At 67.9% G+C, this 24,917-nt stretch carries 26 protein-coding genes and 1 tRNA gene; 12 read left to right on the top strand and 15 right to left on the bottom strand.

What is annotated here, in order from left to right:
- Window positions 1-125: 125 nt before the first annotated feature.
- A complete protein-coding gene (locus KY493_RS06325) occupies window positions 126-1,604 on the top strand; it encodes a phospholipase D-like domain-containing protein (protein WP_219898110.1) in 1,479 nt (492 codons plus the stop codon).
- Window positions 1,605-1,607: 3 nt separating this feature from the next.
- Here the strand turns inward: KY493_RS06325 and KY493_RS06320 are convergent, their stop codons facing one another.
- The 5 genes from KY493_RS06320 to KY493_RS06300 all read right to left on the bottom strand — a co-directional run bounded on the left by KY493_RS06320 (window position 1,608) and on the right by KY493_RS06300 (window position 5,632).
- The gene (locus tag KY493_RS06320; RefSeq protein WP_219898109.1) at window positions 1,608-2,342 is read right to left on the bottom strand and encodes an endonuclease/exonuclease/phosphatase family protein; all 735 of its coding nucleotides are present in this window, start codon (window positions 2,340-2,342) and stop codon (window positions 1,608-1,610) included.
- A gap of 80 nt (window positions 2,343-2,422) precedes the next feature.
- Window positions 2,423-3,115, bottom strand: a complete 693-nt coding sequence (locus KY493_RS06315) for a TPM domain-containing protein (RefSeq protein ID WP_219898108.1) — start codon at window positions 3,113-3,115, stop codon at window positions 2,423-2,425.
- Window positions 3,109-3,933 (bottom strand): YgcG family protein, encoded by an 825-nt coding sequence (locus KY493_RS06310; protein WP_255568073.1) that lies wholly within the window; start codon window positions 3,931-3,933, stop codon window positions 3,109-3,111. The genes KY493_RS06315 and KY493_RS06310 overlap by 7 nt, the downstream gene beginning before the upstream one ends.
- Before the next feature lie 10 nt (window positions 3,934-3,943).
- Complete coding sequence (locus KY493_RS06305; RefSeq protein WP_219898107.1) at window positions 3,944-4,624, bottom strand: LemA family protein; 681 nt, start codon at window positions 4,622-4,624, stop codon at window positions 3,944-3,946.
- A gap of 84 nt (window positions 4,625-4,708) precedes the next feature.
- Complete coding sequence (locus tag KY493_RS06300) at window positions 4,709-5,632, bottom strand: bifunctional methylenetetrahydrofolate dehydrogenase/methenyltetrahydrofolate cyclohydrolase (RefSeq protein WP_219898106.1); 924 nt, start codon at window positions 5,630-5,632, stop codon at window positions 4,709-4,711.
- A 96-nt stretch (window positions 5,633-5,728) separates the two neighbouring features.
- Between KY493_RS06300 and KY493_RS06295 the strand changes: the two genes are divergently transcribed.
- Window positions 5,729-7,198: a PPC domain-containing protein gene (locus KY493_RS06295; protein ID WP_219898105.1), complete on the top strand. Its 1,470-nt coding sequence runs from the start codon at window positions 5,729-5,731 to the stop codon at window positions 7,196-7,198.
- 22 nt (window positions 7,199-7,220) lie between these two features.
- Window positions 7,221-8,255, top strand: a complete 1,035-nt coding sequence (fni, locus tag KY493_RS06290) for a type 2 isopentenyl-diphosphate Delta-isomerase (protein WP_219898104.1) — start codon at window positions 7,221-7,223, stop codon at window positions 8,253-8,255.
- Window positions 8,256-8,273: 18 nt separating this feature from the next.
- Here fni and KY493_RS06285 read toward each other — a convergent pair whose 3' ends face one another.
- Together KY493_RS06285 and KY493_RS06280 are read right to left on the bottom strand one after the other, a co-directional pair.
- A complete protein-coding gene (locus KY493_RS06285; protein WP_219898103.1) occupies window positions 8,274-8,651 on the bottom strand; it encodes a response regulator in 378 nt (125 codons plus the stop codon).
- Entirely contained in the window at window positions 8,648-10,159 is a 1,512-nt protein-coding gene (locus tag KY493_RS06280; RefSeq protein ID WP_255568071.1) for an HWE histidine kinase domain-containing protein, read from the bottom strand. Before KY493_RS06280 ends, KY493_RS06285 begins: the two co-directional genes overlap by 4 nt.
- A gap of 172 nt (window positions 10,160-10,331) precedes the next feature.
- Between KY493_RS06280 and KY493_RS06275 the strand changes: the two genes are divergently transcribed.
- Entirely contained in the window at window positions 10,332-11,807 is a 1,476-nt protein-coding gene (locus tag KY493_RS06275) for a carboxylesterase/lipase family protein (RefSeq protein ID WP_255568070.1), read from the top strand.
- A gap of 7 nt (window positions 11,808-11,814) precedes the next feature.
- Here the strand turns inward: KY493_RS06275 and gor are convergent, their stop codons facing one another.
- From gor to glmU, 5 genes are all read right to left on the bottom strand, one after another.
- Window positions 11,815-13,200, bottom strand: coding sequence for a glutathione-disulfide reductase (gene gor, locus KY493_RS06270; RefSeq protein WP_219898101.1), 1,386 nt, complete (start codon window positions 13,198-13,200; stop codon window positions 11,815-11,817).
- A gap of 128 nt (window positions 13,201-13,328) precedes the next feature.
- Window positions 13,329-13,538: a cold-shock protein gene (locus KY493_RS06265; protein ID WP_219898100.1), complete on the bottom strand. Its 210-nt coding sequence runs from the start codon at window positions 13,536-13,538 to the stop codon at window positions 13,329-13,331.
- A 173-nt stretch (window positions 13,539-13,711) separates the two neighbouring features.
- Complete coding sequence (locus KY493_RS06260; RefSeq protein WP_219898099.1) at window positions 13,712-13,915, bottom strand: hypothetical protein; 204 nt, start codon at window positions 13,913-13,915, stop codon at window positions 13,712-13,714.
- Window positions 13,916-13,968: 53 nt separating this feature from the next.
- On the bottom strand, window positions 13,969-14,652 hold the full coding sequence (rpiA, locus tag KY493_RS06255; RefSeq protein WP_219898098.1) for a ribose-5-phosphate isomerase RpiA: 684 nt from the start codon (window positions 14,650-14,652) through the stop codon (window positions 13,969-13,971).
- On the bottom strand, window positions 14,649-15,995 hold the full coding sequence (gene glmU / locus KY493_RS06250; protein ID WP_219898097.1) for a bifunctional UDP-N-acetylglucosamine diphosphorylase/glucosamine-1-phosphate N-acetyltransferase GlmU: 1,347 nt from the start codon (window positions 15,993-15,995) through the stop codon (window positions 14,649-14,651). Before glmU ends, rpiA begins: the two co-directional genes overlap by 4 nt.
- A 170-nt stretch (window positions 15,996-16,165) precedes the next feature.
- Here glmU and KY493_RS06245 point away from each other — a divergent pair, with 170 nt between their 5' ends.
- The 6 genes from KY493_RS06245 to KY493_RS06220 all read left to right on the top strand — a co-directional run bounded on the left by KY493_RS06245 (window position 16,166) and on the right by KY493_RS06220 (window position 21,574).
- The gene (locus tag KY493_RS06245; RefSeq protein WP_219898096.1) at window positions 16,166-16,879 is read left to right on the top strand and encodes an HAD-IA family hydrolase; all 714 of its coding nucleotides are present in this window, start codon (window positions 16,166-16,168) and stop codon (window positions 16,877-16,879) included.
- A 115-nt stretch (window positions 16,880-16,994) separates the two neighbouring features.
- Window positions 16,995-18,284 (top strand): dicarboxylate/amino acid:cation symporter, encoded by a 1,290-nt coding sequence (locus tag KY493_RS06240; RefSeq protein WP_219898095.1) that lies wholly within the window; start codon window positions 16,995-16,997, stop codon window positions 18,282-18,284.
- 95 nt (window positions 18,285-18,379) lie between these two features.
- On the top strand, window positions 18,380-18,538 hold the full coding sequence (locus KY493_RS06235) for a hypothetical protein (RefSeq protein WP_219898094.1): 159 nt from the start codon (window positions 18,380-18,382) through the stop codon (window positions 18,536-18,538).
- 60 nt (window positions 18,539-18,598) lie between these two features.
- A complete protein-coding gene (locus tag KY493_RS06230; protein WP_219898093.1) occupies window positions 18,599-19,972 on the top strand; it encodes a class II 3-deoxy-7-phosphoheptulonate synthase in 1,374 nt (457 codons plus the stop codon).
- Between the two features lies 1 nt (window position 19,973).
- Window positions 19,974-20,546 carry a prephenate dehydratase domain-containing protein gene (locus KY493_RS06225; protein ID WP_219898092.1) on the top strand — a complete coding sequence of 191 codons (573 nt, stop codon included), beginning with the start codon at window positions 19,974-19,976 and terminating at the stop codon, window positions 20,544-20,546.
- A gap of 266 nt (window positions 20,547-20,812) precedes the next feature.
- The gene (locus KY493_RS06220) at window positions 20,813-21,574 is read left to right on the top strand and encodes a chorismate mutase (RefSeq protein ID WP_255568069.1); all 762 of its coding nucleotides are present in this window, start codon (window positions 20,813-20,815) and stop codon (window positions 21,572-21,574) included.
- A 121-nt stretch (window positions 21,575-21,695) separates the two neighbouring features.
- On the opposite strand, the gene KY493_RS06215 is transcribed toward KY493_RS06220, so the two are convergent.
- Window positions 21,696-21,771, bottom strand: a tRNA-Lys gene (locus KY493_RS06215).
- Window positions 21,772-21,929: 158 nt separating this feature from the next.
- Here KY493_RS06215 and KY493_RS06210 point away from each other — a divergent pair.
- Entirely contained in the window at window positions 21,930-23,345 is a 1,416-nt protein-coding gene (locus tag KY493_RS06210) for an amino acid permease (RefSeq protein ID WP_219898091.1), read from the top strand.
- Window positions 23,345-23,698: an Hpt domain-containing protein gene (locus tag KY493_RS06205; protein WP_219898090.1), complete on the top strand. Its 354-nt coding sequence runs from the start codon at window positions 23,345-23,347 to the stop codon at window positions 23,696-23,698. Before KY493_RS06210 ends, KY493_RS06205 begins: the two co-directional genes overlap by 1 nt.
- Here KY493_RS06205 and KY493_RS06200 read toward each other — a convergent pair.
- Window positions 23,695-24,027, bottom strand: coding sequence for a chorismate mutase (locus tag KY493_RS06200; protein ID WP_219898089.1), 333 nt, complete (start codon window positions 24,025-24,027; stop codon window positions 23,695-23,697). The two genes, KY493_RS06205 and KY493_RS06200, sit on opposite strands and share 4 nt — an antisense overlap.
- A gap of 31 nt (window positions 24,028-24,058) precedes the next feature.
- Window positions 24,059-24,874: a ferredoxin--NADP reductase gene (locus KY493_RS06195; RefSeq protein WP_219898088.1), complete on the bottom strand. Its 816-nt coding sequence runs from the start codon at window positions 24,872-24,874 to the stop codon at window positions 24,059-24,061.
- Between the last annotated feature and the right edge of the window lie 43 nt (window positions 24,875-24,917).

The raw sequence follows: 24,917 nt of genomic DNA, 5'->3' as shown, positions 1-24,917 counted from the left end.
CGAAAACAACAATGGTTGGCGAGCGTGGCCGTTGACCCGCGAACCGCAACCGTGGAACGGAGAGGAAGCTGAAGCGTCATGAGACCTCAATCCCGTTGTCGGGCGAGTCAGGCAGGCTGATTGGGATGACGGCGACGGACGAGAGTTACGAAGGCAGCCTACTGGAGCCGGGCGCAGGGGTATGGCGCACGGCTCAAGCCGACCGATTCGCGGTCCTGATGGAGAACGACGCCTACTTCACGGCCCTGGCGTCCTCGCTGGCCAAGGCTCAGCGATCAGTGGTGATCCTGGGCTGGCAGTTCGATCCGCGCACCCACCTGGACGCGAACACCCGACCGGGCGACAAGCAGGCGGAGATCGGACACCAGCTGCGGATGCTGGTTCGGCGCAAGCCGGACCTAGATGTCCGCCTGCTGATCTGGAAGTCGCCGCTGCTGATCGCCGCGTCGCAGGGCTTCTATCCGCACAAGGCGCAGCGCTGGTTTCGCAAGCGGATGGTCGAGTTCAGGCTCGATTCGCCGGGCCCGATCGGCGCCTGCCATCACCAGAAGGTGGTGATCATCGACGATCTGGTCGCGTTCTGCGGCGGCGGCGACGTGTCCACCGACCGGTGGGACACGGCCGAGCATCTGGATCACGACCCCCGGCGCTGCCTGCCGTCCGGCGTGATCTGCAAGCCTCGGCACGAGACCATGGCGGTCGTCAGCGGACCGGCGGCGCGGGCGCTGGGCGATCTGGCGCGCGAGCGCTGGTTTAAGGCGACGTGGGAGCGCATCCTGCCGGACGAGGTGGAGGGCGACCCCTGGCCTGACGACGTGCCGGTCGCCGTGCACAATGCGCCGTTGGGCATCTCGCGCACCGAACCGAAGTGGGCTGGTCGCGTCGAGGTGCGCGAAAACGAGGCGCTGCACCTGGAGGCGATCCGCCGCGCGAAACGGCTGATCTACTTCGAAAACCAGTATTTCACCTCGCCCGTCATCGCGGCGGCGCTTGCCGAGCGGCTGGCCGAACCGAACGGTCCCGAGGTGGTGCTGATCTCGACCGGCAAGAGCCCCAGCTGGTTCGACAGCATGACCATGGACACCGCGCGCGCCGAGGTGCTGTACCGGCTGGAGGCGGCCGACCGGCACAACCGCTTCTTCGCCTTCAGCCCGCGAACCGAAGGCGGCGAGCGGATCATCGTCCACGCCAAGGTGACGGTGATCGACGACAAGCTGCTGCGCATAGGCTCGACCAACCTCAACAATCGCTCGATGGGGCTGGACACCGAATGCGACGTGTCCGTCGAGCCGCCCACGCCCGAAGGCCGCGCGGCCATCATGGCCCACCGACATCGCTCGATCGGTCACTTCGTGGGCGTCTCGGGCGAGACCTTCGGCGCGATGGAGGCGGTTCTCGGCTCGACCGGGCAGGCGATCTGCAGCTTTGGAGAGCGCAGGCTCGATCCACTCGGCTCGGACCCGCCCAAGCGAATCGAGCGAATGATCGCCGAGTGGCAGCTGGGCGATCCCGGATCGTCGTCCGACGCCTGGCGGCCGTGGAAGCGGCTGGAACGCTCCCGCCGTACACGGCCGGCGTCAGAGGGCGGGCAGGAGCCCGGCTGACGCTCAGACGTTCGCCCGCACCTTGAAATCGACGATCAGCGGCAGATGGTCGGACGCCGCGCGCGCCAGTTGAGAAAAGACCGTCTTCACGCCGGTGATCTCGATGTGCGGGCTGACGAAGCAATGGTCGATACGGATGGCCGGGAAGCCGGACGGGAAGGTCTTGATTGATGGCCGCAGACCCAGCTGGCGCTGGGCGTCTTGCAGTCGGCCGCACAGGATCTGGTAGGGCCGGGTGATGGAGGTGGCGTTGAAGTCGCCGGCCAGCAGCGTCGGGCCCGTGCAGGCGTCGGTCCACCCGGCCTGCACCAGGGCGCGGGCCTGGGCGCGCTGCTCGCGCGGGACGAGACCCAGGTGCGTATTGATGACGTTCAACGTCACGCCATCGATGTCGATGGCCGACCAGATGGCGCCGCGCGGCTCAAGCCCCGGTATGCCGGGTACGGTCGGCAGGGCGTCGGCGCGGACCAGCCGCTCGGGGTGCGGGGTCAGGATGGCGTCGCCGTACAGTTCGGCCTCGACCCGCATGGCCGGGTGGAAGCGAGAGGTCATCTCCAGCCGGTCGGCGATGGCGCGCGCCTGATCAACCATGCCGGTGCGAGCGCGGCCCACGTCCAGCTCCTGCAGGCAGACGATGTCCGCCTCCTGCTCGTCGATCACGGCCGCGATCCGGTCCACGTCGAGCCGACGGTCGCCGCCCACGCAGCGGTGAACATTGTAGGTGAGAAGACGGGGCATGAATCCCGATAGGTGGCGGCAGCTTCGCCTTGGCTAGGCTTTTTGTCGTTGGATTGCGACCCCGATGGGGCGTATCGGCGTCAGATCACGACCAGCCGATCGGGCAGTTCGTTGACGTCGCGCGGGTCGGGCGGGAAATGCTCGGCCAGCACGTCGCCGCACAGGCTGATGGCGGCCTCGAAGCCGGTGGCCGGGCGACCGTCCTGCATGGCCTTGGTAATAGCGAGCGCGGCCTGACCCCAGACTTCGGGAGGCGTCTTGCGATGCACGCCCTCGTCGGCGATCACCTCCACGCGGTGATCGTAGAGGGCCGCGAAGATCAGCACGCCGGTGCGCGCCTCCGTCTCATGGATGCCATGAGCCAGGAACTGAGCCAGCGCCGCCCTGCGCACGCGGATGCGCCTGACGTTTCTCGGCGTCACCAGCCGCAGCACCGCTGGTATGCGAGTCACCAGGAAGACGGCGATGAAGATGGCGGCCTGGAGCACGGCATAGGCGCCGATGGCCTTGGCCACGGTGATGTCGCGCGCCGCCAGGTGCGCCGACTCCCAGCTGTCGCCGACGCCGGGAAACCATGCGGGATCAAAGCCGAGCGGCAGCAGCGCCAGCGGCAGGATCAGGGCGGCTGCGGCCGCCCAGCCCAGGCTGATGTCGCGATAGCTCGAGACCTGTTGCGTCACGACGCAGAAAATCTCGCCAGAGGTGCGCGCCTCGGCCTTGCGGATGGCCGCCGCCACGCGCGCGCTGTCCTCGGCCGTGAAGGGGGTCACCATCCGCCTGAGGCTCCGCCGCCGCCGAAACTGCCGCCGCCGCCACGGAAGCCGCCGCCGATGCCGCCCGAGCCGAATCCGCCACGGCGGCTGCTCGCGCTCGCTCGGAAAGCCTCCGACGCCGCCCAGATCAGCACGGGCGAGACGCCTCGCCGGCGATAGTGTCGCCCACGTCGGCTGACCGAGCCCATCGCCCCCAGGAACATGAACAGGAACACCAGCGCGATCAGGATCATCGGTCCGATCGGCGCCTCGGCGCGCTCGGGTTCAACGCCCTGGGCTCGCGCCTGGGCCTCTGCGGGATCGAGCCGCATCTGGGCGATCAGGGCGTCCACGCCGTCGGTGATGCCGCGCTCATACCCGCCGCTCCGAAAGGCGGGCAGCATCCGCGTCTGGATCACGCGCGAGGAAAAGGCGTCCGTAAGGATCGGTTCCAGCCCATAGCCCACCTCGATCCGAGCCTTGCGCTCGTTTGGGGCGACGATCAGCAGGACGCCGTTGTCCCTCTGGCCGCGTCCGATGCCCCAATGGCGGCCGAGCTGATAGCCGTAATCCTCGATCTCGAGGCCGTTCAGGCTGTTCAGGGTGACGACGACCAGCTGGTCGCTGGTGTCGGCCTCGAGCGCGGCCAGCTTGGCGTCGAGCCCGGTTTCCTTGGCGGGCGAAAGCAGCCGCGCCTGATCGACGATCCGCCCGGTCAGCGGCGGGAACTGCGGGTCGCCTTGCGCCAGCGCGGGCGACGTCAGTGCAAGGACCGACAGCCCCAGCAGCAGCGCCGACAGCCGTCGCGCGATGCGTTCCATGAGCGATAGGGTAGCCACACGGCCGTCCTTACTGCGCCGGCGGCGGCGATCCCGGGGCGACCGGCGCGGCCTGACCTCCTGGCGTCGCGGCCGGAGCGGACGAGGGCGCGCCGAGGTTGAAGTTCACCTGCGGCGCCGCCTGGGCCTCGGCGGCGGCCGTGAACAGCTGCATCGGCTGCGATCCGGAGTGTACGGTCTTGGCCCAGATCACGTTGGGAAAGGTGCGCAGGCTGGTGTTGTAGTCGCGCACGGCCTCGTTGTAGTCGCGCCGGGCGATGGCGATGCGGTTCTCCGCGCCCTCGATCTGGTCTTGGAGGGTGAGGAAGTTCTGGTTCGCCTGAAGCTGCGGATAGGCTTCGACCGAGACCAGCAGGCGAGACAGGGCGCCGCTCAGTTGCCCCTGCGCCTGCTGGAACTGCTGAAAGGCGGCGGGGTCGTCGAGGTCGTCGGCCGAGACGGTGACAGCAGTGGCGCGAGCGCGGGCGTTGATCACGTCCGTCAAAGTCGTCCGCTCCTGGATCGCCGCGCCCTGGACCGTCGCCACCAGGTTGGGGATCAGGTCGGCGCGACGTTGGTAGTCGTTCTGAACGTCGGCCCAGGCCGCCTCGGCGCGTTCCTGCTTGGTCGGAATGGTGTTGTAGCCGCAAGCCGACACGGCGGGCGCGAGGACCAGCAGGGCCAGCAGGGCGGCGGGCTTTGGCGTGGACATGAGCAGGCTCCTGACAGCGCTCGACGAACGGCGAGTCGGAGTATTCCCGCTCGTCCGCCGCGCCACAAGCGCCAAGGCGGAGCGTCAGGCGTCCAGCGGCTCCGGCGCGATCCCGTTCTGGCGGCAGGCGGCCACATAGGTGTTGGCCAAGAGGCAGGCGATGGTCATGGGACCCACGCCGCCCGGCACGGGCGTGATGCGCCCGGCGACCTGAACAGCTTCGGCAAAGGCCACATCGCCCACGACACGCGTCTTGCCTTCGGCGGCCTTGGCGGGATCAAGCGAGGGGACGCGGTTGATGCCGACGTCGATCACCGTGGCGCCCGGCTTGATCCAGTCGCCGCGAACCATCTCGGGCCGGCCGACCGCCGCCACCAGGATGTCGGCGGTGCGGCAAAGGGCAGGGAGGTCGCGCGTTCGCGAATGCGCGATGGTGACGGTGCAGCTTTCGGCCAGCAGCAGCTGCGCCATCGGCTTGCCGACGATGTTGGAGCGCCCGACCACCACCGCGTGAAGGCCCGACAGATCACCCAGCTGGTCCTTCAGCATCAAAAGGCACCCGAGCGGCGTGCAGGGAACAAGGCCGGGCAGCCCGACCGCCAGCCGCCCCGCGTTGACGACATGGAAGCCGTCCACGTCCTTGTCGGGATCGATCGCGGCCAGCACCGCCGAAGCGTCGATGTGAGCGGGCAGAGGCAGTTGCACCAGGATGCCGTGTACGCCCGCATCGGTGTTCAGCCCCGCGATCAGCGACAGCAGCTCGGCCTGAGTCGTCGTTTCCGCCAGCCTGTGGGTGTCCGACCGCATGCCTGCGCCCAGGGTGCGCTCGCCCTTGTTGCGGACATAGATCTGGCTGGCCGGATCCTCGCCCACGATCACGACGGCCAGGCCCGCCTGGACACCATGCGCCTGGTTCAGGCGGGCGGCGGCGGCGGCGACGCGCTCGACCAGGGCCGCGGAGAACGTCTTGCCGTCGATCAGGGCGGCGCGTGCAGGCTCGACCGTCATTGGAGCGTCTCCGGTTCCGACTTCGGGGGCAGGCGCGCGATTTACAGTTCCGCTGGATCGGCGTCTATGATCGCGCCGCCTTTTGGAGACTGATTCATGCGTCGTTCGTCCGTCTTGCCGCTCGCGGGCGTCGTCGTTCTGGCTCTGGGCGCGCCCGCGCTGGCGCAGGATGGACGCCGGATCGCCGTGAGCGAGGCCTTGCAGGGCGAACTGACCGCGCGAGACCCCGCAGCGGAAGACGGGGCGCGCTACGACGGCTATCGTTTCCAGGCGCGTGCTGGAGAGCGGGTGGCGATCACGCTCGAGTCGGACAGCTTCGATCCGGTTCTCGTCGTCGGCCGGCAGGACCGGCGCAGCTTCGACGAACTTGCGCGCAACGACGACGCGCCGGGGCGAGGACTGAACGCCCGGCTGGTCTTCACCGCACCGGAGGACGGCGCCTACGCCATACGAGCAACATCCCTGGACGAGGCGTTGGGCGGCTATCAGCTCGCCTTGGCCAGCGCTCCGGCGGCGCCGGCCGCGGCGCCCTTGACCCTGCCCGCCAACATCGCCGGCCAGTTGCAGGAAGGCGGAGCCGTCAACGACGATGGCGCGCCCGCCGCCTTCTACAGCTTTTCGGGACGCGTCGGTCAGCACCTGGCGATCACCCTGAAATCGTCCGACTTCGACGCCTATCTCGTGCTGCGGGGCGCCGACGGCTCCGAGGCCTTGGATGAGGATGACGACGGTGCGGGCGAGGGCACCGACGCGCGCATTTCTCACACGCTTGAAGCGGACGGCGACTATGTGATCGAGGCGCGCGCGCTGAGCGCCGAGGATGTCGGTCGTTATCGCCTGCAGGTCGAGGAGACGCCGCCGCCGCCCGAACCCACGCCGGCTGTGTTCGGACAGGCCGTCGAAGGCGAGATCGCGGATGCGGACGCCCAGGCCGACAATGGCGCGCATTATGACGCCTATCGCTTCAGCGGGACGGAAGGCCAGCGGGTTCAGGCCGTCCTGCGCTCGGGCGACTTCGACGCCTATCTGGAGATCGGATCGGCCGAGGGAGCGTTCGAGGCGCTGGCGTCGGACGATGACGGATTGGGCGAGGGCACGGACGCGCGGCTCAACCTGACCCTGCCGTCTGACGGCGACTATGTGATTCGCGCCATGCCTCTGGGCGCCGAAGAGCGGGGTCTTTATTCGCTGGAACTGACCGACCGAGGTCCGGAGCCGGCTCCGGGCGTCGTCGTCATCGGCGAGACCGCGCGCGGGACTTTGTCAGCATCGGATGCGACCACGGAGGAGGGCGCCGCCTTCGACGCCTATCGCTTTCAGGCCAAGAAGGACGAGAAGCTTCAGCTGACGCTGGTTTCCAACGCCTTCGACGCCTTCCTCGATGTTGGCCGACAGGCGGAGGGCGAACCGTACGAAAGCCTCGCCACCGACGACGACGGGCTGTCGGACACCCATGCCCGGCTGTCCTGGACCGCGCCGGAGGACGGCGGCTACGTAGTCAGGGCGCGATCCTTCGGCCCGAATGCGACCGGCGCCTATGCGCTGACGATCGAACGCAAGCCCTGATCCTGTTCAAGGACCCGGCGCCATGAGCGAAGAGCCGATCCTCGCCCGCAAGGACCAGCATCTGGACATCGTGCTGCAGGGCCGTGGTCGGCACGCGCGCGACGCCGGCTTCGACACGGTGCACTTCGTGCATGAGGCCCTGCCGGACCTGGACCACGCCAAGATCGACCTGGGCGCCGACTTCCTGGGGCAGCGGTTGCAGGCGCCCCTGCTTATCAGCTCGATGACGGGAGGGCCGGCGCGCGCCGGCGATATCAATGCGCGCCTCGCCGAGGCTGCCCAGCACCTGGGGATCGCCCTGGCTGTCGGGTCGCAGCGCGCAGCGCTGGAACACGGCGCCGCCAGCGGCCTGGATGGGGGACTGAGGCGTCGAGCCCCAGATACGCCGATCCTGGCCAATATCGGCGCGGCCCAGCTGACGCGCGGCTTTGGAGTGGACGAGGCGCGGCGGATCATGGAGGCGATCGGCGCCGACGCCCTGATCGTTCACCTGAATCCCCTGCAGGAGGCATGTCAGCCCGAGGGCGACCGCGATTGGTGGGGCGTGGGCGCCGCGCTGGAGGCGCTGGTCCGGCGGCTCGATGCGCCCGTGGTCGTCAAGGAGACGGGGGCGGGCATCTCGGCTTCCACCGCTCGCCGCTTGGCGGACATGGGCGTGGCCGCGATCGACGTGGCCGGGGCGGGCGGCTCGAACTGGGCGCTGATCGAGGGCGAGCGGTCGAGCGGCGCCGAGGACCGCTCGCATGCGGCCGTGTTCGCCGACTGGGGCATCCCAACCGCTCGGGCTCTGATTGAGGCGAGGAGGGCTGTCCCCCATCTGCTGCTGATCGGCTCAGGCGGGGTGCGGAACGGCCTGGACGCCGCCAAGGCGATCCGGCTGGGCGCCGACATCGTCGGACAGGCGGCCGGCGTGCTCCAGGCCGCGACGATCTCGACGGAGGCCGTGGTCAGCCACTTCCAGACGGTGGTGCGCCAGCTGAGAACCGCGTGCTTCTGCACCGGTTCGGCCAACCTGCAGGCCTTGAAGCGCGCGCCGCTGCAGGCCGAGCAAATTTAGCGGCCGGCGGACCTCAGATCAGGCGGTGACGATGTTCATGGCCTTCATCAGGGCGTCGCGGACGGCGGCCTCCGTGAAGGGCTTCTGGATGGTGGGATTGCCGCGCCATTCGTCGGGCAGCCCGCCTTCACCATAGCCGGTCGAGAACACAAACGGCACGCCACGCGCCTTGAGCGCCGCAGCGACCGGAAACACCTGACGCCCCGCGACATTGACGTCCAGGAGGGCGGCGTCCAGCTCGACGTCGCCGCGAGCCAGCGTCTCGCCGTCGTCGATGTTGGATGCGGGACCGACCGGCGTGCAGCCCATGTCCTCGAGGATGGTTTCCAGAAGCATGGCGACCAAAGACTCGTCCTCGACCACCAGCACGCGCCGACCCTGCAACCCGTCGTTCATCCTGTCTGCCTTCCGTCGAGCGGAACCGTCAGCTCCGCCGTTAATCCGGTGGGGGCGTAGACCAGATCGATCTCTCCCGCCAGATCATGGCGAACATTCCGCTGAATCAATCGACTGCCGAAACCCCGGCGATCAGGTTCGGCGACAGGCGGGCCGCCCACCTCGCGCCAAGACATGTGCAGGACGCGGTCACGCTGATCGGTGACGCTCCAGTCGACGAGAACCCGTCCATCCGCATGAGACAGTGCGCCGTACTTGGCGGCGTTGGTGGCCAGTTCGTGAAAGATCATGCCCAGGGACAAGGCCATGGCCGGCTCCAGCGCCACCGGCGGACCATTCAGGCTGACCCGCGCGACGCCATGAGCCTCGGTTTCATGGTTCAGAATGGCGCGAAGGTCGGCGCCTTCCCAGTGGCTGCGCGTCAGCAGATCGTGGGTGTGCGACAGGGATAGTATGCGTGACTGGAAGGCTTCGGCGAACGTCGCGGGATCCTGGTGCGAGCGAGCGGTCTGCACGGCGATCGACTGAACCGTGGCCAGGGTGTTCTTCACCCGGTGGTTCAACTCGTCGATCATCAGCTTCTGACGTTCGGCGGCGCGCACGCTGTCGGTGACATCGTGACCTTGAACCAGAATGGCGGCCACCGCACCCGAGCTGTCGCGGATCGGCTGGTAGATGAAGTTGAGGTAGAGGTTCTCCATCAAACGGTTGGGGCCAGTCTGAAGCTGGATCCGGCTCTGACGACCTTCGAATGGCTCGCCGGTGGTGAACACGGTGTCCAGGTTGCTGAAAAAACCTTGGTCTTCAAGTTCGGGCAAGGCCTCGCGGATCGGCTTGCCCACGATGTCGCGTTCGCCGACAAGTCGGTGAAAGGCGTCGTTGACGATTTCGAAGCGATGTTCAGGCCCCGTCAGCAACGCCATGAAGCCGGGCGCCTGCATGATCATTTCGACAATGCGATTGCGCTCAGCTTCGAGCCGCCGGTTGCTCTCCTGCACCTGCTGGGCGCGTTTCAGGACCTGCCCACCGACGGCGATATGAGGGGAGCCCGCCTGGACGCCTTGCCCCTCGCGCGAGGCTTCCAGATCGGTGACGTCGGTGGTGTGCTGCAGCAGCAGCACCACCTCGCCGTCCGGATTCAGGACAGGCGTGTGAGTGGCGCTCCAGAGGCGCTCTTCGAACACCGCCTGACCGTCTATGCCTGGTCTAAGCACGGAAAAACGCACGGTCGCCAGATGATCGCGTTGGCGCATGTCGCGCGCGCGTTCCAGCGATGTGCGGACCTGCCGGACGTTTTCCGGCGCTTCGCTGCCCGAACCCGAATCGAAGGTCTCGAACATAGGCTTGCCGACGATCTGGTCGCGACCGACGCTGAGAGCGTCCAGATACGCCTGGTTGGCGGCGACGATGGTCAGGTCGGCGGGTCTCAGCAGCACATAGGCGTTTGGGGACGCGTCGAAAGCGGCGCCCAGGTCTTCGGCGTTGTCGCCTGTCGCGAAGACTCTCAAAGACTACCCCACCGAAAACTTGGCTCTGAACGCATCCGCACGGTGAAGGTTCATGCGCCGGAGGATTTTTTCGCCCCTTCAACCCCCGGCCGGATTTTGCTTAAGGGCGGGCATGACTTTCGTCGGCGGCCTCGCCCCTTTCGCTTTCGCCCTAGCCTTGGCTTTCCCTTCCGTGACTTTCGCCGCACCGACAATCAGGGTGGAGCAGGGCGTGCTTGCCGGCGAGGCGAGCGGCGACGTGCTGGCCTTCAAGAACATTCCCTATGCGGCGCCGCCCACGGGCGAGCGCCGCTGGCGACCGCCGGTCGAGCCGTCGTCCTGGCAGGGCGAACGGGACGCCACGACCTATGGCGCCATCTGCATCCAGGCGCCGGCGCCGGGCGATCCCGGGGTCGGGGCGGGTCCGATGAGCGAGGACTGCCTGAACCTGAACGTCTGGTCACCGGCCGCGCGCACATCGAGGCCGGCGCCCGTCATGGTGTGGATCCATGGCGGAGGATTGAACAACGGTTCTGGCACGGCCGGCCTCTACGACGGCTCGGCCTTGGCCAGAGAAGGCGTGGTCGTGGTCACGCTGAACTATCGGCTGGGCCGGCTAGGCTTCTTCGATCATCCGGCGCTGGCGGCTGAGCGGCCGGCGGGGGAGGCGGCCGGCAACTACGGCCTGATGGACGTCATCGCCGCCCTGCGGTGGGTGCGCGGCAACATCGGGGCCTTCGGGGGTGATCCGGCCAATGTGACGGTCTTTGGCGAGTCGGCCGGCGGCGCGATCGTAACCCGCCTGATGATCTCGCCGCCGGCGCAGGGGCTGTTTCACAAGGCTGTGGTCCAGTCGGGCCTGGGACGCGAGCGGGTGGCCTGGCTGGATCGACGCGGCCCCAAGGGCGAGCCGTCGGCGCGCGAACGGGGCGAGGTGTTCGCCTATGGCGCGGGGCTGCGCACGGCGGCGGACCTGCGTGCTGCGCCAGCCGAACTGTTCCTGACGCCTGCGCCGATCTTCGCCAATGGCGACCTGACGATCATCGACGGGCGGGTCGTGCCCGATCAGGTGGAGGCGGTCTTCCGCGCCGGCCGTCAAAGCGCCGCGCCCTTGATCATCGGCACCAACAGCCGTGAGTTCTGGTGGATCCGTCCAACCGATCCCAACGGATACGGCACGGCCGATGATGAAATGACATGGCTGGAGCGCGCGGAGGCGGCGCAGGTCTATGGCGGGCTGGAGGGCTTCGACGCCCAGGCCATGACGGACCTGGTGTTCGCCGAGCCGGCGCGTCACCTGGCGCGACTGCATGCGCGTGCGGGTCACAAGGCCTGGCTTTATCGCTTCGACATCAGCTCGGCCGAGAATCCTGAGCCGCACGGCGGCGCAACCCACGCGATCGAGCGGCCTTATGTGTTCGGCACGCTGAACACCTTGCCCTATCCGGTCGAGGACCGGGACCGCGCGGCGTCGCGGGCGATGATGGCCTATTGGACCGCATTCGCGCGGGCCGGCGATCCGAACGGGCGGGGACGACCGGCCTGGCCGGGCGCTGCCGAAGGCGACACGCAGTTGCTCTACTTCGGCAATGATGGTCCGGTGGCGCAGGCCGTGCCGGACCGGATCAGGCTGGACGTGCTGGAGCGTTATCGGGAGCGGACCCGCTAAGTCGGTTCTAGACGGCGCCGCTGGACGCCGTCTGCTTGTCCTTCAGCGTCACCAGCTCCTCGGCCATGGTGGGGTGGACCGCGCAGGTGGCGTCCCACTGAGCCTTGGTCAGGCCAGCCTTCACGGCGATGGCCGCCAGCTGGATCATCTCCGGGCCGTCGGGTCCGACGATGTGGACGCCCACCACGCGCTGGGTGTCGGCGTCCACCACCAGCTTCATCAGCACGCGTTCGTCCGAGCCGGTGAAAGCGTATTTCATCGGGCGGAAGCGGGTGACGTAGACGTCGACGCCGGCCGCACAGCTGTGCCGCGCCTCGGCCTCAGTCAGGCCGACGACCCCCACCGGCGGCTGGCTGAACACGGCTGTGGCGACGGCCTCGTAGTCAAAGTGCTGGGGGTTGTCGCGAAACACGGTCTGGTGGAACGCCACCGCCTCACGGATCGCGACCGGCGTCAGGTTCATGCGGTCGGTCACGTCGCCGATGGCCCAGATGTTGTCGGCGGAGGTGCGGGAGAAGGCGTCCACCTTGATCGCGCCCGCCTCGTTCAGCTCGACGCCGGCGCTTTCCAGCCCGAGATCGACCACGTGCGGCACGCGTCCGGTTGCGAACATCACCACGTCGGTCTCGATGCGCATGCCGTTTTCGAGATGGTTGACGAGACCCCTATCGGTTTTCTCGATAGACGCATGCTGGCAGCCCAGGATGACCTTGATCCCGCGCTTCTCGATCTCGCCGGCCAGATGGGCGCGCACATCGTCGTCGAAGCCGCGCAGGACGTTGGGTCCGCGGTAGATCAGCGTGGTGTCGACGCCCAGCCCGGCGAAGATGCCGGCGAACTCCACCGCGATATAGCCGCCGCCCGCGATCAGGATGCGCTTTGGCAGCTCAGGCAGGTGGAAGGCTTCCTCTGAGGTGATGGCGTGTTCGATGCCGGGAAGAGCCTCCGGCTTCCACGGACGGCCGCCAGTGGCGATCAGGATGCGTTCGGCGGTAACCGTCTGGTTCTTGCCCACGATCTCGACGGTGTGGGCGTCCTTCAGCACGGCGCGGCCATGGATCAGGTCGACGCCCGCCTTGCCGAGGTTGGCGGTGTAGATGCCGGACAGGCGGGCGATCTCGACGTCCTTGGCCTGCAGGAAGGTGGGCCAGTCGAAGCGGGCGTTGTCGAACGACCAGCCGTACCCCTCGGCGATCTCCAGCGCATGGCTGACCTCGGAGGCCATGACCATGAACTTCTTGGGCACGCAGCCCCGGATCACGCAGGTGCCGCCGACCCGGTATTCTTCGGCGACCGCGACCTTCTTGCCGCCCAGCGCCGTCAGCCGCGCAGCCCGCACGCCGCCCGACCCCGCGCCGATGACGAACAGATCATAGTCGTAGGAATGGCTCATCGTCGGCTCCGGCGCGTCTTGGGTCGAGCCGACTTAGGCGCCGTCGGGCACTGCGGCAACGGACAAACGAAAACGGCGGCCCCGCAAGGGACCGCCGTCTCGAAGTCAGTCTGGCGAGACGCCAGGCTTCAGACGGTCTTCAGTTGACCGGCCGATTCCTTGCCCGAGCGACGGTCGCGCTCGATCTCGTAGGAAATCTTCTGGTTTTCATCCAGGCCGCGCAGGCCAGCGCCTTCGACGGCCGAGACGTGAACGAACACGTCCTTGCCGCCGTCATCCGGCTGGATGAAGCCATAACCCTTGGTCGGGTTGTACCACTTGACAGTTCCGGTCGCCATTTCAGGACCTCCATCGAAAACGGCCAGACGCAAGAGCGCGCCAGGCGGGGGTCGGTCTGAAAGGAGCGGCAACGGATCCCAGAGCGAGGCGCGGAGAACGAATGCGTTACGCAGAGAGATCGACAGGACGGAGAATGGCGGCTTTCACCTCGAAACGCAAGGCCGAAGGCGCATCAGCCTTCCGCAGGTTCTTCCGCCTTGTAGAATTTGACGCAACGCTGGCGCAGCGCAGCGGTGATGGTCGCGCCATAGAGCTGGTCCTGGATGCCGACGAAACCCTCGGCCGCCAGCTGCTTCTTGACGTCGCCGACGGTGCGGCATTCGCCGCTCTCCGCCAGCTGATAGGCGCGCTCGATGGTGGTGGGTCGAAAGGTCATGGGCGCAATATAGGCATGCTTGTGGCGAAAAGCTTGCCCCAGCGACTCGCGGTTCAGGGTCGCAGGACCTGGACGCCCGCGTCCTCGCCGATGATCGCCTCGTCCGCCAGGTCCAGGAACAGGCCGTGCTCGACCACGCCGGTGATCAGCTTCAGATCGTCGGCCAGCCGCACGGGATCATGGATGGCGCGGCAGGCGGCGTCATAGATCAGATTGCCGCCGTCGGTGCGGACCAGACCGCGGTCGGCCTGCCGCACGCGCGCGGGCTGGCTGATGTCATGGTCGATCAGCACGTCCGCGAGCCGGTTCGCCGTGGTCTTGTGACCAAACGCGACCACTTCGATCGGCAGAGGGAAGGCGCCCAGGACCGGCACAACCTTGGCAGCATCGGCGATGACGATGCAGCGGTCGGACGCCTCCCACACCAGCTTTTCGCGCAGCAGGGCCGCGCCGCCGCCCTTGATCAGCGCCAGGCCCGGGCCGATCTCGTCCGCGCCGTCGACGGTCAGGTCGATGCGCGGCGTGTCCTCAAGCGTCGACAGCGTCAGGCCGAGGTCCCGCGCGAGATCTGCGGTCTTTTCGGAGGTGGGAACGCAGCGCAGGCCGGATAGGCCGCGCGCCGCCAGCGCCTTGACGAACCATGCGGCGGTGGAGCCCGTCCCCAGACCAACGACCATGCCGGCCTCGACCCGTCCGGCCGCCGCCTCTCCGGCGTTCTTTTTCTGTAGGTCGCTCATCTCGCGTCCTTTTTGCTCTTGGCCTTGTCGCGGAAGGCGAGGCCGGCGCCGGGCTTGTTCACCTGACGGGCGCGGCCGAACACCAGGGCGTCGGCGGGGGCGTCCTGCGTCACCACCGAACCGGACCCGACCACCACGCCCGCGCCGATGCTGACCGGCGCGACCAGCGCGCTGTTGGAGCCGATAAAGGCGCCTGCCCCGATCTCGGTGCGCGCCTTGTTGAAGCCGTCGTAGTTGCAGAAGATCGTGCCTGCGCCGACGTTGGCCTTCTCGCCCACAGCGCCGTCGCCGAGATAGGCGAGGTGATTGGCCTTGGCGCCCTTGGCCATGGTCACGTTCTTGACCTCGACGAAGTTGCCGACCCGCACGCCTTCGGCCAGGTCCGCACCGGGGCGCAGGCGCGCATAGGGACCAACCTCGGCGCCCGATGCGACGCGGGCGCCCTCGACGTGGCTGAAGCTGCGGATGCGCGCGCCGCCCGCGACCACGGCGCCGGGGCCGAAGACAACGAACGGCTCGATCACCGCGCCGCCGCCGACCTGAGTGTCCCAGGCGAAGTGGACGGTCTCGGGGGCCGGCATGGTGACGCCGGCGGCGAGGAACGTCTCGCGCTGGACCTTCTGGAACAAGGCCTCGGCCTGCGCGAGCTCGCCCTGGGAGTTGACGCCCATCACCGCGTCCTCCTCGGCGAAGACCGCGTGTGTGGGATGATTGGCTCTGCGGGCGAGTTCGACCACGTCGGTCAGGTAATATTCGCCCTTCGCGTTGTCGTTGGTGACGCCGGCCAGCAGCTGGAACAGCAGGGCCGACGGCGCGGCCATGACGCCCGAGTTGCAGGCGGTCAGCGCCAGCACCTCCGCCGACGCTTCCTTGGCCTCGGTGATGGCCTGCAGCGTGTCGCCGTCCAGGATCAGCCGGCCGTAGGCGCCCGGATCTCGGGCATGGAAGCCGACGACCGTGACGCCCTCGCCGCCGAAGACGGGCTCGATGTCCGACGCCTTCAACAGCGGCACGTCGCCGTAGGTCACGACCACCTCGCCGTCAAAGCCCGCGAGCGCCGCCTCGGCCGCGCGCACGGCATGGCCGGTGCCGAGCGGCGGGTCCTGCACGGCGATGCTGGCGGCGCCCAGGCGTTTCTCCACATGGGCGCGGACGTCGGGCGAGTGGTCGCCGACCACCACCACGATGCGTTCGCAGCCGAGGGCCTCGGCCGCGTCGATGGCGTGGTCCAGCATGGTGTGATGACCCACGCGGTGCAGCACCTTGGGCAGCGGCGACTTCATTCGCGTGCCCTGGCCTGCGGCCAGGATGATGGCGGCGCGTGGGCGGGTTTGGCTGGTCATGAGTCTTCCCGGCGTCTAGGCGTTCCGCGCCGTCTACAATGCCCTCTCCGGCTCGTCATCCTTGGGCTTGACCCGAGGATCGGATTTGACGACGGCGGTGCGCGGCCCCCGTCGCATGTGCGGCTTAACGGCTGATCCTCGGCTCAAGCCCCAGGATGACGGAGTATGGAATGACCGAGCGCGATCTTGAGGGCTGGACCCTTGTCTTCGATCTGGATGGGACGCTCGTGGATTCAGCGCCGGACCTAATCGGGACGCTGAACCGCCTGCTGGTCGAGGAGGGCCTGCCGCCGGTGGAGATGGAGGCGGCCCAGACGCTGATCGGGTCCGGGGCGCGGGCCCTGCTGGTGTACGGGTTCGAGGCGGCGGGAGGCGACATGGAGCGGGCGCGGTCGGAGGCGTTGTTCGAGCGGTTCCTCACCGACTATCGCGCGCACATCGTGGACGGCACGCGGGCGTACGAGGGGGTGGAGGAGACGCTGGACCGGCTGAGCGCGCGGGGCGCGCGGCTGGTGGTCGCCACAAACAAGCGCACCGATTTGTCGGAACTGCTGATGCAGAAGCTGGAGCTCGCATCGCGCTTCGCCGCCGTTGTCGGCCCAGAGCGTGTCAGCGCCCGAAAGCCAAGCGGCGCGCACCTGACCGAGGCCGTGCAGATCGTGGGCGGCGATCCGGCGCGCGCCATCATGGTCGGAGACGCAGCGCCGGACGCGGACGCCGCCCGTGATGCGGGACTTCCATGCATCCTCACCACCTTCGGCTACACGCCCGTACCGGTTGAGCAGCTCGGCGCTGACGTGCTGATCGACACTTTCGAGGACGTGGAGGAGGCGGTGGACGCTATTGTGTCCAGCTTCTACGTGCGCCGGGCGATGGGCGTTTAAAGGCCGGGTCGGCGGTCGCGGGCAAAGACGTCGCAGAAATCCGTCGCGTCGGCGGTTGCGGATCGGAGCCCGGGTGGACACCTTGGCATGTTCGTCTTTTCCAAGGCCGCCGTCCATGCTCTCCCGCTTCTTCGCCATTCCCCTGTGGCAGCGCACCGCCGTCGGCTTCGTGCTGGGCATTGTTGCGGGGCTGATCCTGCGCGAGCAGGCCGAGGTCTGGCTGCAGCCGATCGGCGACGTTTACCTGAACCTGATCCGCATGGTGGTCGCCCCGCTGGTGCTGTTCACCATCGCCAGCTCCATAGCCAAGCTGGGGGAGGGCGCGGGCGCCGTGCGGCTGGGCGTGCGCACCATCGTCTGGTTTGCGGTCACCTCGCTGTTGGCTGTGCTGGTGGGCATCGCATTTGGCCACTTGATCAATCCGGGCTTGGGCCTGGCCAACCTGCCGCTGGGCGAGGTCAGGGCGCGCGAGATCCCGACGCCGCTGGAGGTGCTGATCGGCATCGTGCCGACCAACCCGTTCGCGGCGCTGAGCGAGGGGCGGGTGCTGCAGATCATTTTCTTCTCGGCCCTGGTCGGTTCGGCGCTGGTGGCGCTGGGCGACCGCGCCCAGGGCGTGCGGCGGCTGGTGGACGAGGGCGCAGCGGTGATCTTTCGTATCACGCGCTGGGTGATCCAGCTGACGCCGATCGGCGTGTTTGGTCTGATCGGGTCGGTGGTCGGCGGCTACGGCTGGGAGGCTCTGTTGCCGCTGGGCAAGTTCATCTTCGCCATCTATGCGGCCTGCCTGTTCCACATCTTCGTGATCTATTCGGGCCTGCTGAAGCTGCACGGTCTGAACGTCGTCAGCTTCTTCCGAGGCGCGTTCGCCGCCCAGCAGACCGCCTTCGCCACCTCGTCTTCGCTGGGCACCCTGCCGATCACTCTGCGTCAGACGGTGGAGCGGCTGGGCGTGCCCCAGGCCTATGCAGCCTTCGCCGTGCCACTGGGGGCCAATGTCAAGATGGACGGGTGCGGCGCCATCTATCCGGCCATCGCCTCCATCTTCATCGCCCAATACTTCAGCATCGACCTGACGCTGACCCAGTATGTGCTGATCGGGCTGACGGCCGTGCTGGGGTCGCTGGGCACAGCCGGCGTGCCGGGAACCTCGATCGTCATGCTGACGCTGACCCTGTCCACCGCCGGCCTGCCGTTGGAGGGCATTGGCTACATCGTCGCCATCGATCGGATCATCGACATGATGCGCACGGCGACCAATGTCACGGGCCAGATGCTGGTCCCGGTGCTGGTCGCGCGTGAAGAGAAAATCCTGAACGAGGGCGTCTACAACGGCCACGTCGCCTGGCTGCCGGGAGACCCGGACGCCGTTTCGACCGAAGCGGTCAGGGCTTCGGGCATCTGATCTCGGGGCGCGAGCGGCGACAGCGATTTGCGTCGCCGGCTTTCGGCGCCATGTTGATGGACCGTCTTTAGGACAGAGCAGGAGCGAGAACGATCATGGCCCGGAAGCCCAACTACAACTTCGAACGCCAGGAACGTGAGCGCGCCGCCGCCCAGAAAGCCGCCGCGAAGGCGGCCGCCAAGGCCGAGCGGAAGGCCGAATCGTCTTCCGCCCAGTCTCCGACGCCCGAAGACCTCGGCGCGGACGGTTCCTGACGACAGCCGCCTTGCGCCGTTGTGATTGTGAGCAGCGGCGCAAGGTCCTATCCTTGTTGAATGAGCATGCGCTGGACCCCCGAGAGCTGGAGATCGAAGCCTGTCCTGCAGATGCCGACGGATTATCCGGACGCGCGCGCCCTGGCGGCGGTTGAGGACGAACTGCGGGCGCTTCCGCCGCTGGTGTTCGCCGGCGAGGCGAGGCGTCTGACCGAGCGGCTGTCGCAGGTGGAACGCGGCGAAGCCTTTCTGCTTCAGGGCGGCGATTGCGCCGAAAGCTTCAAGGAGTTCTCGACCGACAACATCCGCGACACCTTTCGCCTGATCCTGCAGATGGCGGTGGTGCTGACCTTTGCCGGGCGCAAGCCGGTGGTGAAGGTCGGCCGCATCGCGGGCCAGTTCGCCAAGCCGCGCTCCTCGGGCGTCGAGCAGATCGGCGATGTCGAGCTGCCCAGCTATCGCGGCGACATCATCAACGGCATGGGATTCACGCCCGAAGAGCGCACGCCCGATCCGCAGCGACTGATCCGAGCCTATAACCAGTCGGCGTCTACGCTGAACCTGCTGCGCGCCTTTGCCGGCGGCGGCTATGCCGACCTCTACAATATCCACCGCTGGACGCTGGGCTTCGCCGGCGACAATGCGGCGGGCGCCCAGTACCGTGAGCTGGCGGACAAGATCACCGAGGCCCTGGCCTTCATGGAGGCGGTCGGCGTGACGCCGGAGACGCACCCAGACCTAAGCCGGGTCGAGGTCTTCACCAGCCACGAGGCGCTGCTGCTGAACGTCGAATCGGCGCTGACCCGACTGGACGGAGCCACGGGCGAATGGTTCGACACCTCGGCGCACATGCTCTGGATCGGCGAGCGCACGCGTCAGCTGGACGGCGCGCACGTCGAGTTCATGAAGGGCATCCGCAATCCCATCGGGGTCAAGTGCGGCCCGACCATGGAGGCCGCCGACCTCTTGCCGCTGATCGACGCGCTTAACCCGGACAACGTCTCGGGCCGGCTGACGCTGATCGGCCGGTTCGGCCACGACAAGGTCGGCGCGCGGCTGCCTGGACTGATGCGGGCGGTGAAGGCGTCCGGCCGCAAGGTGGTGTGGTCGATCGACCCCATGCACGGCAATACGCTGAAGGCCGGCAACGGCTACAAGACCCGGCCCTTCGACCGCATTCTGGGGGAGGTCCGGACCTTTATCGACGTCGCCGAGGCGGAGGGCGTGCACGCCGGCGGCGTCCACCTGGAGATGACCGGTCAGAACGTCACCGAATGCCTGGGCGGCGCGCAGGCAGTCACCGAGGACGACCTGTCCAGCCGCTATCACACCCATTGCGACCCGCGCCTCAACGCCGACCAGGCGCTCGAACTGGCGTTCCTGGTGGCCGAGCGGCTGAAGGCCGTGCGGACCGAGCAGGCCAGGGCGGCCTGACATGACGGCCAGCGAGACAATCGCCACGCGCGGTCGCGTCGCCTACCAGGGCGCGCCGGGATCGTTCAGCCATCAGGCCTGCCTGGCGCTTCGCCCCTGGGACGAGGCGGTCGGCCATGACAGTTTCGAGGCAGCCATCGAGGCGCTCAAGTCCGGCGACTGCGGTTGCGCCCTGATTCCGGTCGAGAACTCGGCCGTCGGCGTGGTGCAACCGGCGGCCAGTCTGGTGGCCGCGCTTGAGCTTGAACCCATCGCCGAAGTGTGGCGGCCGATCCGGCACGCCTTGATGGCGATCGACGGTGCTCGGCTGTCGGACATCCGGACCGTGGAAAGCCATCCGGTGGCCCTGGCGCAGTGCGCCGCAACCTTGAAGGCCATGAATCTCGCGCCGGTCGAGGCCTTCGACACGGCGGGCGCCGCGCGGGCGGTGGCGGAGGCGGGCGATGCGACTCGCGCGGCGCTGGCGCCGGCCGGTGCGGCGGAAGCCTACGGGCTGTCGATCCTGCGCAACGATCTTCAGGATTCCGGCGACAATCGCACGCGGTTTGTCCTGCTAAGCCTCGACAAGGGTTGACGGCGCACGCCTGTTGCGTGTTTGAACAACGGACGGATCGCTACGATCCGCCCTTGCCGGAACCCAGTGGACCCATGTCCCTCGCGCGCGCCTTTTTCCGCTCCTTCGACCGTTCGCGCGCGGTTGACGGCTATTATTTCGGCTTTCGATACGCCGGCTGAGGCGTCGGGCATTTCTCGCTCCTGACTGTCTCTCCGGCGACCGCTCCCCAACGGAGTGGCAGCACGCCCCTGCAAATCGAAACACCATGCCGAAAGCCCTACGCCGTGACCCCATCTCCTCTGAAGCAGGCCTGGCCTGAACCCGCGCCGCACCAGACGCCCGAACAGCAGGCTTTGGCGGCGTTGCGCGCCGAGATCGACAGCATAGACGACCAGATCCTTGCGCTCTTCGAGCAGCGCCTGGCCGTCGCCTCCACCGTTGGCCGAGCAAAGGACGCGCCCAGCGGCGCCCATACCAAGCTGCGTCCCGATCGCGAGCAGACCGTGCAGGCGCGGATGCTCGCCAAGTGTGCGCCCGAGAACGCCCAGGCGGTCGAGCACCTCTGGCGCGAGATCGTCGGTTGGGGCCTGGCGCGCCAGGGCCGACTTCAGGTCCAGGTTTGGGCGCCGATCGAGCCGACGCGGGCCTTTGACGGAGCGCGCCTGCGCTTCGGCGCCGCCGCTGATATTCGCATGGTGCGCGATCCGCAAAGCGCGCTCGCCTTCGCCGCCGAAGGTCGTGGGATTTCGGTGCTGGCCATCAACACTGAAGACGCCTGGTGGATGGGCCTGCGCCGCGAATGGTCGATGCTCAGCGTCTTCGACGGCTATGGCGGCGACACGCCCACCTCGCTCGCCGTCGGCAAGATCGATCCGCCCGCCTTGCCCAAGGGCCGACGGGTGGTGGTCACCGCGGGCGGCGACGCGGGCGACGGCGGCGGCGCCCGCCGCTGGGGCCTGAACACCCACCATGGCTGGACGTTGGCCCTGACCGACGCGGATCTGTCGCCCGGCGAGGCCGAAGGCTGCGTGGGCGCCATCGGCTGACCGAAACAACAAGGGCGCGCCAGGCGCGCCCTTCCGCACAAGCGGAACGCACCGCGCGGGTTCGCAGGGGCTAACGCCGAGCGCCATCAACTTTGATGTTTGCGGATTTGAAGAAGACGAATGGTGGGTGATCACAGGTTCGAACTGTGGACCCGCTGATTAAGAGTCAGCTGCTCTACCAACTGAGCTAATCACCCGACCGATCGTCTTGTCTTCGAAAGCGGCGTGGCCGTCCCGAAGGGCGCTCCTACTACCCAGCGGGCGGCGGCTTGGCAAGCGGTTTCGGAAACTTTCTGAAGCGCGCTAAGGTCGCGGCGGAATCAGCCGCAGGCACAGGCGGCAGGGGGAGCTGCTCATGGCCTTTTGGAACCGTCGTCGATCGATCGACGCCATGCTGGCGCACTCGCATGAGGGGCCGCGTCTGAAGGCGACGCTGAGCTGGCCGCATCTGCTGGCGTTGGGCGTGGGTGCGATCGTCGGCACGGGCATCCTGACGCTGATCGGTGTGGGCGCGGGGCTGGCGGGTCCTGCGGTGCTGATCAGCTTCGCCTTGGCGGGGCTGGTGTGCGCGTGCGCGGCGCTGGCCTATGCGGAGCTGTCGACCATGATGCCGACGGCGGGCAGCGCCTACACCTACTCCTATGCCGTGCTCGGCGAGCTGATCGCCTGGGTCGTGGGGTGGAGCCTGATCCTGGAATATTCGCTGGTCGTTTCGGCGGTGGCGGTCGGGTGGAGCGGCTACGCGGTCGCTTTCTTGAGCGGGCTAGGAGTCGATCTGCCGCTGGCGCTGACGGCGGGGCCGCATGCGGGCGGGATCATCAATCTGCCGGCGGTGGCGATCATCGGTGTAGTCACGGGGTTGCTGCTGCTGGGAACCAAGGAAAGCGCGACGCTCAACGCCGTGCTGGTGCTGGTGAAGATCGCGGCGTTGGCGGTGTTCGTGGCGGTGGCGATGCCGGCGTTCGATGCGGAGAACTTCACGCCCTTCATGCCCAACGGCTTTGGCGCGCCCTTTGTGCAGACCGGGGTGATGGCGGCTGCGGCGATCATCTTTTTCGCCTTCTACGGCTTCGACGCCATCTCGACGGCGGCCGAGGAGACCAAGCGGCCCGAGCGGGACCTCGCCATCGGCATCGTGGGCTCGATGCTGGTGTGCACGGCGCTGTACCTGCTGGTGGCGACCGCGGCGATCGGCGCACGGCCGGTGGCCAGCTTCGCCGACAGCGCCGAGCCGCTGTCGCTGATCATGCGAGAGCTGGGGCAGGGCACGGCGGCGCAGTGGATCGCGGCGGCGGCGGTGATCGCCCTGCCGACCGTGCTGTTGGCGTTCCTGTTCGGTCAGAGCCGCATCTTTCTCGGCATGGCGCGCGACGGGCTGCTGCCGAGGCGCCTGGCGCGAGTGTCGAACCGGGGCGTGCCGGCGGTGGTGACGGTGTTCACCGCCGTGGTCGTGGCGATCCTGGCGGGGCTCCTGCCGCTGGATGAGTTGGCGTCGCTCGCCAATGCGGGGACGCTGGCGGCCTTCTGCGCGGTGGGAGTCAGCCTGATCGTGCTGAGGCTTCGTGAGCCCGGCCGCCGGCGCGTGTTCAAGGCGCCGCTCTGGCCGCTGGTCGGCGGGCTGACCGTGATCGGCTGCATTGTCTTCTTCCTGAGTCTGCGGGGCACGACGCAGATCGGCTTTCTGATCTGGAACGTGATCGGCGTCGCCATCTACTTCGCCTGGTCGTCGCGGCACTCTCGGCTGGCGAAGGGTGAAGAGGCGGCGGCCTGATGGCGCGACGCGACCTGTCGGGCGCGATCGACTTCTCTGTGCTCGACCGCACAACCGGCGACGATCCCGAGATTTCGGAAGAGGTGCTGGGCCTGTTTGCCGAACAGGCGGCGCTCTGGTCGGGCTTGCTCGACCCGAAGGTCGAAGGCTGGCGCGATGCGGTGCATACCTTGCGCGGCGCCGCGGCCGGGATCGGAGCGGGAGACCTGGCGGACCAGTGCGCCGCCGCCGAGGCGCTGGAGGCCAAGATGGCGTCGCCCGCATTGGAGCGGGTGCGCTCGGCTCTGGACGCGGCGCTGGCGGACGTGGCCGCCTATCGCCACGAGCTGATGCTGAGAAGCCTCAGGCGTTAGCCACGCGTGCGGTCATAGGCCGCGAACTCGTGCGCGATGCAGCGATCGATCAGCAAGCGCCAAACAGGTTCGGCGATGTCGGGCGACAGGCCCTGCGCCCTTGCGGCCGTCAGCACCTTGGCGACCACGTCTTCGATGCGATCGTCGTCGTGGACAGCGTCGCGATCCGGCTTGATGCGAGCCGCGGCGTCCATGTAGCGCTGACGCTCGGCCAGCAGAGCCACCAAGGCGCGATCCAGCGCATCGACGCCCTGGCGGACCTCGGGCATCGTCTGGCAGGCGGCGGGATCGACGCGAGAGTCGACGGCGACAAGGGCGGGCTTGCTCATGGCGGTGGGTTAGCGACTAAGCCGCCGCGCCTCAACCGACGAAGGCGCGTTCCAGCACATAGTCGGCGGGTTCGGCGTTGGAGCCTTCCTTGAGGCCATAGGTCTCCAGCAGTTCGCCGACTTCCTTGATCATGGCCATGGAGCCGCACAGCATGATGCGGTCCTTTGCGGGATCGAAGCCTTCGGGCAGGCCGAGGTCGCGGAAGAAGTCGCCGGACTTGATCCGGTCGGTGATGCGGCCGGGCGTGTCAAACGCCTCGCGCGTGACGGTCGGATAGTAGGTCAGCTGAGCCTTGGCCTCGTCGCCGATCAGCGGGTCGTCTTGGATGCCGCTGGTGAAGAAGTCGCGATAGGCCAGGTCCGCCACGCCCCGCACCGTGTGCACCACATAGACGTGGCCGAAGCGGGAATAGGTCTCCGGATCGCGCGCGACGCTGAGCCATGGCGCCAGGCCCGTGCCGGTGCCGATCAGGAACAGCCGCTCGCCGCCGGTCAGGGCGTCCAGCACCAGGGTGCCAGTCGGCTTCTTGCCCATCAGCACGGTGTCGCCCGCCTGGATCTTCTGCAGGCGTGAGGTCAGGGGTCCGTCCGGGACCTTGATGGAGAAGAACTCCAGCTGTTCGTCCCAGCACGGGCTGGCGATGGAATAGGCGCGCAGCACCGGCTTGCCGCCGTCCTCTCCCGGCAGGCCGATCATCACGAACTCGCCCGAACGGAAGCGGAAATCGTCGGGGCGGGCCACGCCGAAGCTGAACAGGCTGTCGGTCCAATGGCGGACCCACAGAACCTCCAGCTGGTGAAACGGGCTGGCCTTGACGGGCGGGGCGGAGAGGGCGGCGTCGGTCATCGGGCCTATCTAGGCTGCGAACCTGTCGCAGGGAAGGCGAACC

Origin of the sequence: Brevundimonas sp. PAMC22021 (genome assembly GCF_019443405.1) — a bacterium.
In the GTDB taxonomy this organism is placed as follows: Bacteria; Pseudomonadota; Alphaproteobacteria; order Caulobacterales; family Caulobacteraceae; genus Brevundimonas.
Note: the sequence above shows the minus strand (reverse complement) of the source record. Positions and strands in the feature narration are given on the sequence as shown.